The organism is Actinopolymorpha sp. B17G11 (assembly GCF_040196095.1).
GTDB lineage: Bacteria > Actinomycetota > Actinomycetes > Propionibacteriales > Actinopolymorphaceae > Thermasporomyces.
Map to the genome: position 1 here is coordinate 23,321 of NZ_JBEFTW010000024.1, position 16,669 is coordinate 39,989.

15 protein-coding genes are annotated in these 16,669 nt (G+C 67.1%); 9 read left to right on the top strand and 6 right to left on the bottom strand.

Translation table 11 applies throughout. The annotated features are described in order from the left end of the window. The first annotated feature begins 98 nt into the window (after positions 1-98). Together ABN028_RS22595 and ABN028_RS22600 are read left to right on the top strand one after the other, a co-directional pair. Positions 99-1,178, top strand: a complete 1,080-nt coding sequence (locus ABN028_RS22595) for a sensor histidine kinase (protein ID WP_349698000.1) — start codon at positions 99-101, stop codon at positions 1,176-1,178. After that, entirely contained in the window at positions 1,171-1,854 is a 684-nt protein-coding gene (locus ABN028_RS22600; protein ID WP_349698001.1) for a response regulator, read from the top strand. Before ABN028_RS22595 ends, ABN028_RS22600 begins: the two co-directional genes overlap by 8 nt. A 46-nt stretch (positions 1,855-1,900) precedes the next feature. Here the strand turns inward: ABN028_RS22600 and ABN028_RS22605 are convergent, their stop codons facing one another. Beyond that, positions 1,901-2,617: a VOC family protein gene (locus tag ABN028_RS22605; protein WP_349698002.1), complete on the bottom strand. Its 717-nt coding sequence runs from the start codon at positions 2,615-2,617 to the stop codon at positions 1,901-1,903. Positions 2,618-2,825: 208 nt separating this feature from the next. Between ABN028_RS22605 and ABN028_RS22610 the strand changes: the two genes are divergently transcribed. Continuing rightward, complete coding sequence (locus ABN028_RS22610) at positions 2,826-3,401, top strand: dihydrofolate reductase family protein (RefSeq protein ID WP_502877509.1); 576 nt, start codon at positions 2,826-2,828, stop codon at positions 3,399-3,401. A 53-nt stretch (positions 3,402-3,454) separates the two neighbouring features. Here ABN028_RS22610 and ABN028_RS22615 read toward each other — a convergent pair whose 3' ends face one another. Beyond that, the gene (locus tag ABN028_RS22615; protein WP_349698003.1) at positions 3,455-4,429 is read right to left on the bottom strand and encodes an aldo/keto reductase; all 975 of its coding nucleotides are present in this window, start codon (positions 4,427-4,429) and stop codon (positions 3,455-3,457) included. A gap of 113 nt (positions 4,430-4,542) precedes the next feature. Further along, positions 4,543-5,637: a BadF/BadG/BcrA/BcrD ATPase family protein gene (locus tag ABN028_RS22620; RefSeq protein ID WP_349698004.1), complete on the bottom strand. Its 1,095-nt coding sequence runs from the start codon at positions 5,635-5,637 to the stop codon at positions 4,543-4,545. Here ABN028_RS22620 and ABN028_RS22625 point away from each other — a divergent pair. Together ABN028_RS22625 and ABN028_RS22630 are read left to right on the top strand one after the other, a co-directional pair. Next, positions 5,636-6,436, top strand: coding sequence for a DinB family protein (locus ABN028_RS22625; RefSeq protein WP_349698005.1), 801 nt, complete (start codon positions 5,636-5,638; stop codon positions 6,434-6,436). The genes ABN028_RS22620 and ABN028_RS22625 overlap by 2 nt on opposite strands. 2 nt (positions 6,437-6,438) lie before the next feature. Further along, positions 6,439-7,125 (top strand): alpha/beta fold hydrolase, encoded by a 687-nt coding sequence (locus tag ABN028_RS22630; protein ID WP_349698006.1) that lies wholly within the window; start codon positions 6,439-6,441, stop codon positions 7,123-7,125. A 124-nt stretch (positions 7,126-7,249) separates the two neighbouring features. Here the strand turns inward: ABN028_RS22630 and ABN028_RS22635 are convergent, their stop codons facing one another. Then, entirely contained in the window at positions 7,250-7,654 is a 405-nt protein-coding gene (locus ABN028_RS22635) for a GNAT family N-acetyltransferase (RefSeq protein WP_349698007.1), read from the bottom strand. Between the two features lie 269 nt (positions 7,655-7,923). Here ABN028_RS22635 and ABN028_RS22640 point away from each other — a divergent pair, with 269 nt between their 5' ends. Beyond that, complete coding sequence (locus ABN028_RS22640; RefSeq protein ID WP_349325586.1) at positions 7,924-9,171, top strand: MFS transporter; 1,248 nt, start codon at positions 7,924-7,926, stop codon at positions 9,169-9,171. Here ABN028_RS22640 and ABN028_RS22645 read toward each other — a convergent pair. Next, positions 9,142-10,629, bottom strand: coding sequence for an MFS transporter (locus tag ABN028_RS22645; RefSeq protein WP_349698008.1), 1,488 nt, complete (start codon positions 10,627-10,629; stop codon positions 9,142-9,144). The two genes, ABN028_RS22640 and ABN028_RS22645, sit on opposite strands and share 30 nt — an antisense overlap. Between ABN028_RS22645 and ppgK the strand changes: the two genes are divergently transcribed. From ppgK to ABN028_RS22660, 3 genes are all read left to right on the top strand, one after another. Beyond that, complete coding sequence (gene ppgK / locus ABN028_RS22650) at positions 10,628-11,407, top strand: polyphosphate--glucose phosphotransferase (protein WP_349325588.1); 780 nt, start codon at positions 10,628-10,630, stop codon at positions 11,405-11,407. The two genes, ABN028_RS22645 and ppgK, sit on opposite strands and share 2 nt — an antisense overlap. Before the next feature lie 143 nt (positions 11,408-11,550). Next, the gene (locus ABN028_RS22655) at positions 11,551-12,717 is read left to right on the top strand and encodes an ROK family protein (RefSeq protein WP_349325589.1); all 1,167 of its coding nucleotides are present in this window, start codon (positions 11,551-11,553) and stop codon (positions 12,715-12,717) included. 23 nt (positions 12,718-12,740) lie between these two features. Continuing rightward, positions 12,741-14,618 carry a glycoside hydrolase family 36 protein gene (locus ABN028_RS22660; RefSeq protein WP_349698009.1) on the top strand — a complete coding sequence of 626 codons (1,878 nt, stop codon included), beginning with the start codon at positions 12,741-12,743 and terminating at the stop codon, positions 14,616-14,618. A gap of 9 nt (positions 14,619-14,627) precedes the next feature. On the opposite strand, the gene ABN028_RS22665 is transcribed toward ABN028_RS22660, so the two are convergent. After that, a complete protein-coding gene (locus ABN028_RS22665) occupies positions 14,628-16,385 on the bottom strand; it encodes a glycoside hydrolase family 97 protein (RefSeq protein ID WP_349698010.1) in 1,758 nt (585 codons plus the stop codon). Positions 16,386-16,669: the final 284 nt, after the last annotated feature.

Sequence of the window (16,669 nt, forward strand, 5' to 3'; positions counted from 1 at the left end):
CGCGGCCGAAGGCCACCATCCCCCGATCGGCAGGTTCGCAAGGCATCTGCCGATCGGCCGATGCGGTCGGCCGCCTGCCAGGCCCTAACCTGACGGGCATGCAGGTCATCCGATGGCGACCCGATCTTGCTCGGCCGCGCCCGTGGGTCGTCATCCCCGCGGTCGTGGTCGCCGTCGCCTCCCTCGCTGCCACGGCCTACGTCGTGCACACCGGCTCCGCACCCAGTCAGGTCGCTGGTCTCATCGGCAGCGTCGAGGTGGTTGCCCTGCTGCTCCTGCTCGCCTTCGTCGTCCGGTGGGCGCCGGCCCGTACGGCCTACCTGGTCGGCACGGTCATCGCGGCCGCGCAAACCCTGTGGATCGTGCGCTTCCTGCCGACGGAGGAGCTGACGCCGCTGAGCGTGATCGGTGGCTGCGCGTTGTGGTCACTTGCCTCGGTGGGTGCGGTGGTGACGGGCGGTTACCCGCGGATCGCGGCCGTACGACTGGACCGGTCGGTGACCGCTGCCCGGCAGGCGCAGCGGCTCGACCTCGCGCACGACCTCCACGACTTCGTAGCGCACGATGTCAGTGGAATTGTCGCGCAGGCGCAGGCCGCGCGGTTCGTCCACGCCGACGACCCCGCTCGACTCCGGGCGGCCCTCGAACGGATCGAGACGGCTGGCCTGCAGGCACTCTCCGCCATGGACGATCTGGTCGCGATGCTCGCCGACAGCCACGACTCCCACGACCACCGGCCGCCGTTGGCGAGGCTTTCGGACCTCCCCGACCTGGTGGAGCGCTTCCGGGTCGAACGCCCGCAGAGTCACGTGTCGCTGGCGCAGGACGAACGCAGCCAACGTCTGGTGCTACGACGACCGCAGGTGGAGATGACTGCGTACCGGATCGTGGTCGAGGCGCTGACCAACATTCGGCGGCACGCCCCGTCGACGGAGCAGGTCACCATCGAGGTGCGGGTCGATGACAAGGATGTCCTTCAGGTCCGCGTCAGCAATGACGTCGGCCACGGCGCTCGGATCACCAGCGTCAGCCGTACCCACGGGGGCAGAGGGCTGCTCAACCTCCGCGAACGGGTGCGCGCCCTCGGCGGCGACCTGAACGCCGGGCCAGACGAACACGGCAGGTGGACGGTTGCCGCCTGCATGCCCATCTCGCGCGCGGGAGCGAACCGTGGTTGACAAACCGATCCGTGTCCTGCTGGCCGATGACCAACGCGACATCCGGGTGGCGTTCAAACTGATCGTCGACTCCCAACCGGACATGCTCGTCGTCGGCGAGGCAGCCGACGGCCGCGCCGCGCTCGACCTCGCCCGCCATGTACGACCGGACGTCGCCCTGATGGACATCCGGATGCCGCACCTCGACGGGCTTGAGGTCACCCGTACCTTGATGGAATCTCCTGCCAGCGCAGGGATCCGGGTGATCGTGGTGACCACGTTCGATCTCGATGAGTACGTCGCGAAAGCGCTCTCGCTCGGCGCCTGCGGATTTCTGCTGAAGCGGTCCGGACCCCCGCTCCTCATCGAATCCATCCGCGCGGCGATGAGCGGTGACATGCTCATCAGTCCCGAGGTCACCGTACGCCTGCTCAGCCATCTTCTCGGCGGCACAGCCCGACCAGCTGGCGACACCGCACGAGCGACGTTGAGCAGCCGCGAGATCGAGGTCGCCCGCCATATCGCCATGGGAAAGACCAACAGCGAGATCGCGTCCGACCTCTACATCACGGCGGGAACGGTGAAGACCCACATCGCCAACATCGGCGACAAGCTCGGCATCCGCAACCGGGTCGGAATCGCCGCCTGGGCCTGGGAACACGGAATCGCCCAACCCCGCAGCGGTAACCGTTCCTGACGACGAGGTCCGTGCCGGCCCCGCATCGTGCCGCCGCGGCTCCCGGTCACGACTCGCCGTCCCCTCGAGGAGACCCCGCGTCCGATGCGGGGACCGGCGCCGCGATCATGATGAGGTTGCCGCACGTGTCATCGAGGACCGCCGTCATCATCGGCCCCATCGCCGTGGGCGGCTGCACGAACGTCACTCCCTTCGCGGTGAGGTCGGCGTGGGCCTTCTCCAGGTTCTCGACGGCGAACGACGTCGCCGGAATCCCGTCCTCCACCAGGGCCTGCTGGTAGGCCTTGGCCGCCTCGTGGGCGTTCGGTTCGAGGAGCAGCTCCACTCCATCGGGGTCGGACGGACTCACCACCGTGAGCCAGCGGTACTCGCCCGTCGGCACATCGTTCTTGGGCAGGAAGCCCAGTTTGTCGGTGTAGAACGCCAGAGCCCTGTCCTGGTCGTCCACGAAGACGCTCGTCACGTTGATCTTGAGCACGCCGGCTCCCCTGTCTCGGTTGGGCTTCCATCGCTGGCCGATGAGATCCAGCTCGTCAGTACGCAGGAAGTGCAGTTTCGTGCGACCCTCGCGCTGCACCACGAGCAGGCCGGCCTCCTCCAGCACACCCAGGTGATGGGAGACCCCTTGCCGGGTGATCGCGACGCCGTGTCGCGTGATCAGCCGCGTACACAACTCGAACAGCGCCTGACCATCCCGGGCAGCAAGCTCGTCGAGGAGCAGGCGCCTTGTCGGATCGGCCAGCGCAGCAAAGACATCTACCATCAAGGACATGATAGGCAAGTTGTGGCTTGCGTATCAAGTCTCAGGCACCACTACGCCTCGCCTGGGGCGCGACGTCGCTCTTTTCGGCAGTAGGGCCGGCCCGGGGACCGATGAGTTTGCCGGTTATCTGAGGTCTCCCTGTGACACTCCCGTTTCTACCGAGGATCGGGAACGGTCCCACAGTCATGGAGGAGAGATGGAGACCAGGGTGAGCAATCCGATCCGGCTGTACATGTCGATGTCGCTCGACGGCTATATCGCTGGTCCGGACGACCGACCCGGCCAGGAGCTCGGACGCGACGGTGGACGCCTCTTCAACTGGCTTGACGATCGGGAGTCCGACGGCCCCAGCGGGCAGGTATTCCGCGAAGCGATGGCCACCGGCGCGGTGATCTCCGGCCGTCGTACCTTCGAACTCGCCGGGCGTTGGCAGGGCGACCATCACGACGGCGTGCCGATCTTCGTCCTCACCCACCACGTGGACGACGAGGACGTGCCGCCCGGCCACGCGCGATTCGTCACCGACGTCGAGGCCTGTGCCCGCGAGGCTCGTGCCGCCGCCGGGGACCGCGCGGTCATGGTCCATGGGGCGGGCGCGGCCCAAGCGCTTCTTCGAGCCGGGCAGATGGACGAGATGGAGATCCACCTGGTTCAGGTCCTCCTCGGGGAGGGCCGGAGGCTGTTCGACCACCTCGGAAGTGATCACATCGAACTCGATCTCGTCCGCCGGCTCGAGGATCGAGACGTCACGCACCTCCGCTACCGCGTACGCCGCACCAACTGAGACCGCATGAAGCCGATCTTCGTCCCCTACCGCCATCGCGGATGAGCTGGAAGTCAGGCCCGGTCGAGGCGCTCCATCTGGTCCGGAGTCAGCGTCAGCTCCGTCGATCCGAGCGACTCCTTCAACTGGGTGACCGAACTCGCGCTGAACAACGGGAGGATCGACGGCGAGCTTGCCCGCATCCAGGCGAGCACCACCTGGTTCGGTGTCGCGCCCAGCTCGTCCGCAACCGAGCGAAGGGTCGCGAGTCGCGCGGACGCGCCGGGATGGTCGTACATCGGGTCGATCCGTTTGTCCGCGCGGCCGGTGTACGCGCCGCCCATCAACGACCAGTACGCAACCAACGTCACGTCTTCTTCTTCTCGTACGTAGTCGAGCAGTTCGTCGCTCGCGGCCGGCATGAACGCGTCGTAGGCACCGGGGCGCGGCTGCAGATACGTGTGGCGCTGCTGGACGCAGACATAGGACGGCCACGCGTGTGAGGCGGCGATCCGCCGGGCGCGCTCGATCCGCCACGACGGTTCGTTGCTGACGCCGAGCGCACGAGCCTTGCCGGACTCCGCAACCGAGGCGAACGCGCCAACCGTCTCCTCGAGTGGGACTGTCCGATCCTCGTGATGCGAGTAGTAGAGGTCGACGTAGTCCAGGCCCATTCGTCGCAGGCTGACGTCGACCTGGGAAGTCACCACCCGGGCCGAGAGCCCCTCGATGTTGGCCGGCCACGAGTCCCCGCGCCCTGGATCGGGCCGGGCGCCGGCCTTCGTCGCGATGACGATCCGCTCGCGTCCTGCTCCGGTGGCCAGTCCGCGGCTCTTCAGCCAGCGCCCGAGCAGCTCTTCGCTCTCATGCCCTTGCCCGTCGCCGGCCCAGAACTGATAGCAGTTCGCCGTGTCGATGAACGTCCCGCCTGCCTCGAAAAACGTGTCCAGCAAGGCGAACGACGTGTCCTCGTCCACCGTTGTCCCGAACATCATCGCCCCGAGACACAACCCGCTGGCCTCGATACCACCGATTGCTCGCTTGTCCATGCCGCATGACTGTACGGGCCGAATGGCCCACCAGGACCGCCAATCCGATCCCAAAATTCCAGACCAATACGCGTCACGCTGGTGCACCACGACGCGCGCGAGTCCGGAGCGCGTTACCTGATGAGCTGATCGCACGCCGCGAGTCGCCTGACCACCCGCTCGTTGGTGTCCACGCCAGCTCGCCGTAGGGCTAACAGTGCCGCGCCCGCAGCGGGCTTGAGCACCGGGTCGACAACGTCCATGCGTTTCCCTGGTGCGGCTGCCAGCTCGGTCTCGACACTCTTTGCAAATGCAGCGGACCGAGCTAGGCCTCCCTGCAGGGCTACTGAGACGGCTGTCGATTCGAAATGCCCGGCGAGCAGGCGAATACCCACACAGGTCGCCACGGCAAGTTGGCAGCATGCGGCAGTGGCAAGTGGAGACGTCTCCGCTGCGGCTGTTATCAGCTGAGCCATTCGGCCGTAGAAGTGTTTGACATCATTGCGGTCCGCAGACTCGTGGTCACGGACTATCTTGCGGAGCCCCTGCTTGTCGGATGCTCCCCAGAACTGGAACACCTCACGCACCAGGTCCGCGTCTGCGTCGGTGTCCTCGTCAATCAGAATGCGTGCCATGGCGTCGAAGGACAAGTGCCGAGCACCGCCGGCATAGTGGAAGTATCGGTCGTTACGAATCTGTTCTCCCGCTTCAGTAATTCCAAAGATCATGGAGCCTGTACCGGCCACCACGATAATCCCCGAGTTGCCAGCAAAAGCTCCAGCGTGGGCCACAACTGCGTCATTGACGATGTAGCGCGGGCACGCGAGGCCAACGACGTCGACATATTCCGAAGCCCAGTTCAGGTCGCGGTCGCCATCGAAGCCAGCCATGCCGGATACCAGTCCAACGGCGTTGCCAACCTCAACGCCAGCTCGTCGTATCGCCTCGTGAATGGCGGACTGAACATGGTCCTTAGCATTGACGTTGTGCGTAGGACTGCCCCCAGCGGCCTGCGACGACCCCCTCATTTGTCCGTCGAGGTCTACGCACACAACCCGAGTGTGGCTGCCGCCAGAGTCAACACCAATCACGTACTCGTCGCCCATTACCACCTGCCGTCGTCCTGCTGCGCTCGAAAGACCGTTGTCGTAGGCATCCCTCACACTACCGTGCGCCCGGCATTGAAGCTGTAGCAGATCGTCCGGAACATGGCCTACCGTGACACCCATGACAGAGTTCCGCGACCAGGACCTCACCGGCGCACGCTTCGAGCGGGTGAGCCTTCGGGACGCCACCTTCACCGAGGCGTACCTCAACAACTCCAGGATGCGCGCGGTCGACTTCACCGGAGCCCAGATCCGCGGCGGCCGGTTCAGCGAGAGTCAGCTGCGCGGAGTCGAGTTCGTGAACGTGGAGATCTATGGAGAGCTTCAGAACGTCGTCGTGAACGGTGTCGACATCGCACCGCTCGTCGACGCCGAACTGAACCGTCGCATGCCCGACCGGGCGAAGATGCGCCCCGACGACGCCGACGGGTTCCGTACGGCGTGGGCCATCCTGGAGCGGCTGTGGGAGGGCACCGTCGCGCGGGCGAGGACATTTTCCGAATCGGCGCTCCACCGCAGTGTCGACGACGAGTGGACGTTCATCCAGACGCTGCGGCACCTGAACTTCGCGAGCGCTGCGTGGGTGGATCGGATGATCCTCGGCAACGCCTCGCCGTGGCACGCGTGGGACCTGCCGTGGGACGAGGCGCCCGGGTGGGACGGCATCCCGTGGGACCGCGAGGCACGACCCTCACTCGACGAGGTGCTCACCGTCCGCCGCGAACGCCAGGCGATGGTCCGCCACGTCATGGAGTCACTCACCGACGAGTCGCTCGGATCCGAGGTGACGCGCACCGAGCCGGGCTGGCCCCGGCTGGAGAACTTCCCTTACGCAGAATGTCTGCGCATCGTCCTCAACGAGGAATGGGAACATCGGCTCTACGCCGAACGCGATCTGACCGCCCTGGAGAATGTGAACTGATCATGGACATCGTCCTCATTGCTGGTCTCTGGCTCGACGGATCCGTATGGAACGACGTCGTGCCCCCGCTCGAGAAACTCGGCCACCGCGCCGTGCCGCTCACGCTGCCGGGCCAGGGCGACGGATCCGCGTACGCCACGCTCGACGACCAGGTGGCAGCAGTGCTCGCCGCGGTGGACTCCTTGTCTGGAAAGGTCATGGTGGTGGGGCACTCCGCCGCCTGCACCCTTGCTTGGCTGGCCGCCGAGGCGCGACCGGACAAGGTCGCCAAGGTCGCCCTCATCGGCGGCTTCCCGTCTGCCGACGGGGAAACCTACGCCGACTTCTTCGAGTCGAAGGACGGCGCCATGCCCTTCCCGGGCTGGGAGCCATTCGACGGCCCGGACTCCGCTGACCTTGACGAGGAGTCCCGGCGCCGCATCGCCGCATCCGCGATCCCTGTCCCCGAGGGGGTGACCAAGGGCGTCGTACGCCTCGTGGACGAGCGACGATTCGACGTCCCGGTCGTACTCATCTGCCCCGAATTCACTCCCGCGGAAGCTCAGGAGTGGATCCGCGCCGGCCAGCTGCCCGAGCTGGCCAGGGTCAAGCGCCTTGAATTCGTCGACATCGACTCGGGTCACTGGCCGATGGTCAGCAAGCCGATCGAGCTCGCCCCGCTCCTTGTCGCGGCGGCCCCCGCGAAGTGACCTGGCTGCGCCGGCACTGCTCGTACGTACGCGGCCGTCCACGACCCGCCTGCGGCGGACCCGGTGACCTACTGGTCTGCGGCGAGATCGGCCACCTCCCCCGCCAGTTCTGTGCACATGTGGCTCAGGTGGCCGTTGTCATGCGGTAGTCGTTGCCGTCCTCGCGCAGTCGTCGGAAGCCGAGCCGTGCGTAGAGCCGTTCGGCATTCGGGTTGTCCTTGTTCACGTCCAGCTCGACAAGTCGACCAGTTGAGCAGGCCTCGTCAAGGACCTGTTTGATGACCGCGGTGCCGACACCCTGACTCTGCCACGCCGGGTCGATCTGGATGCCGGCGATCTCGATGTGTTGCTCGGTGCGGACGAGGCGAAGCCGCCCCACAGGTCGATCATCGACGCAGACGACATAGGTGATGCTGTTCTCGATCCGTCCTCGGATCTGATCGAGAGCGTCCGGGCGATGGCTGTCGCCGAGCAGGCCGACGAGGAAGTCAACGTCCGCCAAGGACGCGGCACGAGTCGTGATCTGCATGGGGGTCGTGTCTAGCACCTGGGAAGCGCCCCTTGCCAACGCATTTCTGCTCGTCAAGGTCACCAGCCCGTGTAACGCTGTGGTGATCACGAACGGACTGGAGTCCTGCGCGGCCGGGTCGACTACCCGGCCCGTTCCTCGTGAGGTGCCGATTGTTGTCGACCGACCGGCGACCGTCATATGATCTGCGGCCACGGCTGATCCTGGCCGGTGGACTCAACTTCACATCGTCGTACAGGGACAGAGGCGGGCACGCGTAGGAGGCATGCGTGCTCAACCGTCTCGATGGCCTGTGGCGACACCCTGACTTCCTCAAGTGCTGGTCCGCACAGAGCCTGTCATTGCTCGGTATCCAGTTCGGACGGATCGCACTACCTCTCGTCGCCATCCTGACGCTGCAGGCGACTGCGGCTCAAGTCGGACTCCTGCTGGCGATCGCGGGCTCACCCTGGCTCGTGTTCGGGTTGTTCACCGGCATCGTCATCGACCGACTGCCGCGACGACCAATCCTCATCATTGCCCACGCCGGTCGAGGCATCCTGGTCGGCTCGGTGCCAGTGTGTGCCGCGCTTGGCATCCTCACCATGAACCAGCTCTACCTCGTGACGTTCCTTGCCGGAACCCTGGACGTCTGCTTCCAGGTTGCCTATCGCTCCTACCTGCCCTCGCTGGTCCCGGCCGTACACCTCCCCGACGGATACGCCAAGCTGGCCGTTACCGACGGCGCCATGCGTACGGTGGGTCCGAGCTTGGCCGGCGGACTCGTGCAGATCCTCAACGCTGCGGCCGCCCTTGGCGTCCAAGCGCTGGCCTTCGTCAGCTCCGGCCTCCTTCTGTGGCGTATCCGCCACCAGGAGCCAAGCCGCTCGGCGACCACCCGAGAAAGTGTCTGGCCCGCGCTTGTCGCAGGACTGCGATTCGCATGGCGTCAGCCACTGGTCCGCGCGTTCACGCTGTCCGACGCCACCTTCGTGTTCTCCTTCGCCATCGTCTACGCGGTCCAGATGGTCTTCTTCGCCCACGACCTCAACCTGTCCCCCGCCATGATCGGTGTCATCTTCACGGTCGGAAGCCTCGGCGGACTGCTGGGTGGCCTGGCCGCTCGAGCAGTTGGCGTGCGGCTCACGACCGGACGAACCATCCTCACAGGATCGCTGCTCCGCGCGGCCGGCATCGCCCTGGTCCCGCTCGCTGCACTTGTCGGGCCGGCTGCCCTCCCGTTGCTGGTCCTCTCCCGCCTGGTGAACGCGTTCGGCTGGACCTTGTGGGAAGTCCACCAGGAGACGACACAACAACTCCTCACCCCGAGCACCCTTCGGGGAAGGGTCAATGGCAGCGTCCTGTTCATCGTCCAAGGCGTAGACGCACTCGGCGGATTCGTCGGCGCCGGATTGGCGGCGCTTCTGGGAGTCCTCCCCACGCTCGCAGTCGGCGCAATCGGCGCGCTGGCTGGGACTGCCTGGCTCGCCACGTCGAAGCTGTGGCGCCTACGAACGCCGCCGCCCCCAGCAGGCTGATCCCGTGGCGGACGCCTCGTCGGAGCCTTTGCGCCCGACGCCGCGTGCATGCACGGTGAGGATGATGACGGCCGACACGAAGGCGAGCGCCGCGGAGACGAGGAAAGACGCCGCCAGCGAGCCGAACGCGATCACGGCCGATGCGGTAATGAGGCCGACGGACTTCGACGTACGTAACAGAGCAAAGCCTTCGGCGCGTCGGGCCGGCGGGAGCACGTCGTCGATGAACAGCGAGAACGACATCCCGAGCGGGGCGAGAAACAAGCCGACGAGGACGACCCCGGCGATCACGGAGCCGATCCACGCGTCCCAGGCGACGGCGACCATGCCGACAACGGTCAGCAGCATCATGGCGACGACGGTCCGCTGCCGCAGGCGGCGGTTGCGGACACTGACCCAGACGCCTCCGAGCACCGATCCGACACACAGTGGAACCGTGAAAAGCAACGCTGCGCTTGGCGCGAGTTCGTGGCGCAGTGCCAGCGCCACGGCGCCGACCTCGACCGAGGCCACGCAGGCGGCAGCGCTGCCAGCCGCCAGCAACCAGACCATCGTGTCCACGCGTATCAACTCCGGTGGAACGCGGGTCGACGCCGGCGGTGTGCGATGCGCGATGCGAGGGAGCGCCACCAGGGGCAGCGCGCTGGTGATCGCCATGATGGCGACTGCTGCGATCACCGACGCGCCTCCGATCGTCGAGGCGAGAATCGGTCCGCTCACGAAGACGAGTTCGTTGGCGGTCGCGGCGACGCCGAGCGCGCGCGGCAGCTTGTTCGAGGCCACCATGTCGTTCAGGAGCGCCCGCAGCAATCCGAAGATCGCCCCATTGACCAGCCCGGCGAGACTGGCGGCGACCACCAGGACAGCCACCGGCGCTCCGCCTGCGATGGCGAGAACGAGGCCGACGAATGCGAGCGTCCGGAACGCGGTGAGAACTCGGGCGTAGGCAGTCACGCAGAACCGTCGGCCCGCAGCGGCGATGGGTACCGCACCGATCACCTGCGCGACGGTCATAGCCGTCATCATCAGGGCACCCCCGTTGAGGTCACCTTGCGACAGAGTCGCCAGCCCAAAGGTGATGGGCGCCATCGACTGAGGAACCGCCGAGCCGACATTCGCCGCGATCCAACGGGTGAAACCGCGCGGTCGATCGGGGGGCGCGGTCGTGGATGCAACCTCCGCGTTGGTACGCCCCTCTATGTCTGTCACCAGAACAGGGTCCCAGAGCCCACCCTTACCGGCCCGTTGATCTCGATCGCCAGCCGTCCCGGTCGTGTCAGACGGCAGCACGCAACAGGACTCAGGCCACATTCCACCGGCGAGTTGCGCCGACGACTGGGCCCGTACCGCGGCCGCGCTGCGGCACAGTAGAAGGACGGAGGACAGATCCAAGGTTCCCACGGTCGGTGTCCGATGTTCCGGTTCGGAGCGTTTGGGGGGAGGAATGGTGACTTCCATGAGCGGCGGAGCGTTCAGGGATGGAACAGCCGTCGGCGTCGATATCGGAGGCACAGGGATCAAAGGTGCGCACGTGGATCTTGGTGCGGGCCGATTGGTCGCCGATCGCGTCCGGCTGCGCACGCCGTCTCCAGCCACTCCCGACGCGACCGCAGGTGTGGTGGTCGCGGTGCTCGACCAGGTCGGGGTCGGTGGGCCGATTGGGCTGACCCTGCCCAGCGTGATCCGGGCCGGCGTGGTGGAGACCGCGGCGAACATCGACCCAGCGTGGGTGGGAACGAACGCCGCGGAGTTGTTCGCACACGCCACTGGGCGGGCCGTTGCGGTGGTGAACGACGCTGACGCGGCGGGGATCGCGGAGATGCAGTTCGGTGCCGGCAGGGGCCAACGTGGTGTCGTCGTCGTTGTCACGCTTGGTACCGGCATCGGCAGTGCGCTCTTCTCCGACGGGACCCTGGTACCGAACAGCGAGCTGGGCCATCTGCCGCTGCATCACGGCGACGCCGAGGACTGGGCCGCCGAGTCGATCCGGGAGCGCGACAACCTTTCCTGGAAGAAGTACGCGCAGCGCCTGCAGGAGTACCTTGCCCTGCTGGAGAAGCTACTCTGGCCGCAGCTGATCATCATCGGCGGCGGGGTCAGCAAGAAGGCCGAAAAGTTTCTGCCACGCATCAAACTGCGCACCAAGGTCGTCCCCGCACAGCTACAGAACAACGCCGGCATCGTCGGCGCGGCGTTGCTCGCTCCCAGTCTCCCCACCCAGTCGCTCGACCGGTGAACCCTGCGGCGTACACCGTCGTGCGCACGGCCATGGGTTGAAGGGGCCGCAGCGCAGGCGACTTCAGTCCACGGTGCAGGTCCGAACTCAGGGACTGCAGGCCGAATTCAATTCCTCAAGAAGGAAATAGTTAGACTGCCCTCATGCCTGCTCGCCGGCCGAACCCGCTCACCAGCCCCGCGGCGGCGACCGTCTTCAGCATGGTGCTCACCCAGGGGCCAGTCTCGAGGGTCGAGATCGCCCGCCGCACCGGGCTTTCCTCGGCCGCTGTCACGAAGGTGGCCCGTCCCTTCATCGAGGCCGGCTATCTCGAGGAACTGCAGGCGAGTGAGCGTACCGGGCCCGGGGCGGGGAGACCGGCGAGCCCACTCGCGATCCGGGGGGACCGAGAGTTCTTCGCCGGCGTGAAGATCACCGAGAACGAACTGATCGGCGTGGTCACGGACCTGCGCGCGCAGGTGCAGGCGTCCGCGCACAGGCAACTGACCGCTTCCGCGCCGGAGCATGCGGTCGCCGAGCTGGCTGGACTGGTGGCCGACCTGCTCGCGACCTCACCCACGTTCGGCGACCGCTGCCACTCCCTCGGCCTCGCGGTCTCTGGGGACGTCGACCGGGGGGCAGGCCTGGTCCGCTATTCGCCGTTCCTCGGCTGGCACCAGGTCCCGCTGGCGAAGCTGGCCGCGGAGGCAACGGGCCTCGACGTGACCGTGGAGAACGACGTCAAGTCCCTCACCGTCGCAGAGCAATGGTTCGGTGAGGGCATCGGCGCCTCCTCGTTCGCCCTGGTCACGGTCGGCATCGGGATCGGCTGCGGCCTGGTCGTGGGTGACCGCCTCGTGGCGGGCTCGCACGGTGTAGCCGGGGAGATCGGGCACATCCCCGTCGGCGGCGACGAAGCGCCCTGCCATTGCGGCGGGAAGGGCTGCGTGGAGGCGATCGCCGGAACAGGCCCCATTGTCGAGGCGGTACGCAGGGCCACGGGAGATGAGTCGCTGGACGTCGACGCAGCCATCAGGATCGCGCATGCGGGCGACCGGAATGCACTGGCAGTCTTCGCGCGGGCCGGGTCGGCGATCGGGTTGGCCATGGCGGCGATGGCGAACCTCTTCGGCCCCGAGCGCATCATCGTGACCGGCGACGTCGCGGGGCTGTCGGCGTTCGACCTGTTCGAAGACCCGCTCAGAAGCGCCTTCGCCAGCCAGGCGTTCGGCGCGGCCGCGGAATGCGAGGTGATCCTGCGTCCGAGACCCTTCGAGCAGTGGGCTCGCGGTGCCGCCGCGGTAGCCATCGAGTCGATGTTCACTCTGTAGAGCCCCGACGGTAGGAAAGGTGAATGACAAGCCCACCATCCGCCACCCCATCGCGAGGAACCCCCTCGCCCGCGACGGCTTCGCCGGGTCCGAACCCAGGCACGTCCCCTGAGACGGGCTGGCAGCCGTACGACCAGCTCCCGCGCGACACCACAACGGTGTCGTCCGGGCTGCTCGCCGGCGGGACCGAACTCATGCTCGACGTGACAACGTCCACGGAGGTCACCTGGGCCGTGCGTCCACTCGGCAACGGGATCGCCGAGGTCGAGATCATGCCCGACGCGCCCGCGGCCGTACGGGTCGCGTGGCAGGTCCCGTGTGTCGACACGACCGCCTACTGGACGCCGGACAGCAACGAGCACCGCGGTCTCCCCCAGTTCTGGCGGCGCCCCAGGACCTCCGCGCTCGAGAAAGCGGCGCCCGTGGGCTGCCTCGTCGGCGCCGACGATGTGGCGGTGTGTACGTTCGCCCTGCGTGAGGTCGTCCGGCCGGTGCGCATCTGCGCTGGGGTCGTCGAGGAGACGGGGTACTTCGGGTTCTGGGCCGAGCACGACGCCGAACCCGGAACCGGCCTGCTGCTCAGACTCGACCTCAGTGGGCGACCGTTCTCGCACACGTTGGCCGATGTCGCGACGTGGTGGCTGGCGAACGCCGTACCCACGTGTTCGGCCGTGCCACGGGTGGCGCGAATGCCGGCCTACTCGACCTGGTACACCATGCAGCAGCACGTCGACGCGCCCGGTGTGGAGCGGCAAGCCCGCCTCGCGGCCGAACTAGGCTGCCAGGCGATCATCATGGACGACGGCTGGCACAGCGACAACCGGCAACGTGGCTACGGCTACGTCGGAGAATGGGAACCGTTCCCAGCCTCGTTCCCCGACATGGCGGCGCACGTGGCACGGGTGCACGACGACGGCCTCGCCTACCTGCTCTGGTACTCCCTCCCGTTCGTCGGCAAGCACGCGGCACTGTGGGACCGGGTCCAGCCGTACATCTTGGCGGACAAGGACCGCATGGACGCGGCCGTCGTGGACCCGCGCTACCCGGTCATCCGCGACCTGCTGGTCGAGAAGCTCGCCAGGGCGGTGCACGAGTGGGGCATGGACGGACTGAAGATCGACTTCATCGACCAGTTCGCCGTCGACGATCCGCCGCCAGCGGGCCCGGACGCCGACTGCGCGACGGTGAACGAGGGCGTCCACCTGCTTTTGAAGGAGCTCGGTGCCGCCCTGCCGCCGGACGCGCTGGTGGAGCTGCGGCAGCCGTACGTGAGCCCTGGTCTCTGGCCGTACGCCACGATGATCCGGGCCTCCGACTGCGCGTTGAGCCCCGCGCACAACCGGCAGCGCACGGTGGATCTGCGACTCGTCGCCGGCCCGCTCGCCGTCCACGCCGACATGATGATGTGGCACTTTGCGGAGAGCCCGGAACGTGTGGCGGCCCAGCTCATCAACGTACTGTTCGCGGTCCCGCAGATCTCCGTCGACCTCGCGACGCAGACACCGGAGCAGCGTGCGGCGCTGCGGTTCTGGCTGCAGTTCTTCACCGAACACGCCGACATCCTGCAAGGTGGACTGTTCGAACCCATGCGTCCCGACCTCGTGTATCCGCTTGTCCGCGCGGTCGGCGAGGAGACCGTCATCGTCGGCAGGTACGGGCCGATCCCGGTACCTTTCGAGCCGGGCCGCACGCTGCTCCTCGCCAATGCCGACGACTCGACCGACGTACTCCTGACAGTCGCGCGGCCCTGTACCGCCAGCGCCACCGTGCTGGACTGTCAGGGACGACCGGTCAGTGAGCGAACCATCGAGCTGGCATCTGGGGTCCACCTGATCGAGGTACCGACCGGCGGGCTGCTCACCCTTGCCGACCTCCGGAAAGAAGCTGCCCGCGACTGCTGAGGTCGTCGCTCATGCGGTTGCCTCCGAATCGCCATGCCGCAGGCGGAGCGTGAAGCCGCCGTTGGCGGCGACCGGAACATCGACCTTGCCGCCGACGTCGACGGTGATGGTCTCGGCGATGATCCGGTCGACCGGGCCGTCCCGGTAGACGTCTGCCGTCCACGTGCCATCGCCCAGGAAGTCGAGCGACACGGTGGCGACGCGCGCGTTCCCGGAGAAGCCAGCGCCGACGTACCACTCATCGCCGCGACGCCTGGCGAGCACGACGTGACTGGTGGGGTCGCCGGACAGCAGCTTGGTGTCGTCCCAGGCGGTGGGGACCTCGGCGAGCAGCCGCCGCACCTCCGGCCTGGAGTCGTACGCCTCGATGCTGTCGGCGAAGTGCTGGACGCCGGATTCGAAGAGAACGGCCAGCGCGAGCTCGAACCCGGCAGAGATCTCGCGGACGGCCGTGAACGTACAAGGCGTGAAGTCCATCGGGCCCTGGACGTTGCGGGTGAAGACGAGCGACAGGTAGTGCGTTGGCGGATAGAGCGGTTCCTTGCCGGGCTTCGGCTTGATCCACTCCGCTCCCTTGACCGCCTCCGCGGTCATGAAATGGGGCCACGTACGCTCGGTGCCGCGCGGGATCGTGCCGCCATGGAAGACGACCATCAGTTTCAGCCGGGCGGTGGCGGCGAGGATCGAGTCGAACCATCTCATGCGGTCCTGTCCGTCGGACTCAGTGAAGTCGATCTTGACCCCGACCGCACCCCATTCCTTCCAGAGCGCGAGCTTCTCGCGGTGCTCGATCTCGCTGTCGACGTGCTGCCAGTGCGACCACAGCCAGATGCCCACGCCCCGTTCGGTGGCGTACGAGATCAGCTCGGGTATCCAGTCCGCGCGCCAACCCGCGTCGACCAGGAGGTACGGCCAACCTTGCGCCGCGGCGAAGTCGACCCATCTCCGCTGGGCCTCGGCGTCGCTCGCGGACGCGCCGTCGGACCACCAGGACCAGGCGGCTGCTCCCGGGTTGATCCACAAGGTGTCCTCGACCTCCGACGGCTCGGCCAGGCTGGTGACGAGGTCGCTCTCCACGATCGTGGCGAGGTCGCCCGTGATCATCGTGCGCCATGGCGTCACGAGTGGACTCGCGGTGGTGACGTACGAATCCGGCAGGTCCACCCGGAACGCGGCTCCGTCGAACCGCAGCCGGGATCCCGCATAGGTGGCGTCGAGATTCGACTCGGTGACCAGCACCCAGACGTCGCCGACCTCGAACAGCGCCGGGCAGCCGTACAACACCTCTTCCGCGTCGGCGACAGACGTGTGGTGGTGGATCTCCTCGTAGTCGCATCGACCGTTGTCGTACGGCAACAGCACGGCGCGGGCGCTTGACGGAAAGACGTACTCGGAGACCTCCTCGCAGACGGTCACCGGGCCGGTCCACGGCACGGAGTACCGATAGGCCACGCCCTGCTCGCTGATGCGTACCTGGAGGTCGAGGCGGTGGCCGCGCTTGGTGAACGACAGCGTCCACTCCTTGGCGACGTAGCGATGCTCCCGTCGCTTGCCCGTCACCGTGGCGTAGGAGTCGTCGATCTCGCCGGTCGTGATCGCCTCGAAGGCAAGTCCCTGACTGAGATCCTCATGGGCCGCCCGGAGTCCCAGCCTCGACGGTGCGATGACGTCGCGGCCGCCATGCCGTAACGCCAGCGAGAGTTCGCCCGCGTCCGAGAGCGTGACCTCGGCCTCCAGGTCATCCGCGGCGAGGGTCCAGTTCGGCATGCGGGCAGTCCTTCCACACGAGGAACGTCACACGGCAGAACACGGGAGGCGTGCCCGGCACCTCCCGTGGCCGTGCGGATCCGCCGACGCGCCTGTGTGGCCCTTCCCGCGTTCGCCCGAGCCTATGTTGCAGTCACGTTAGATTCAATTCTTGACGAAGTTAATTAGTGGGTCTACGGTTCCGGCAAGCCTCCGGACCGGAGGCACCACAACGACCGGAAGCGCCACCCAATCATCGGAGGCTCTCAGGTCGACCAGTCGCCGCCGCGAAGGCCGAGGTCGCA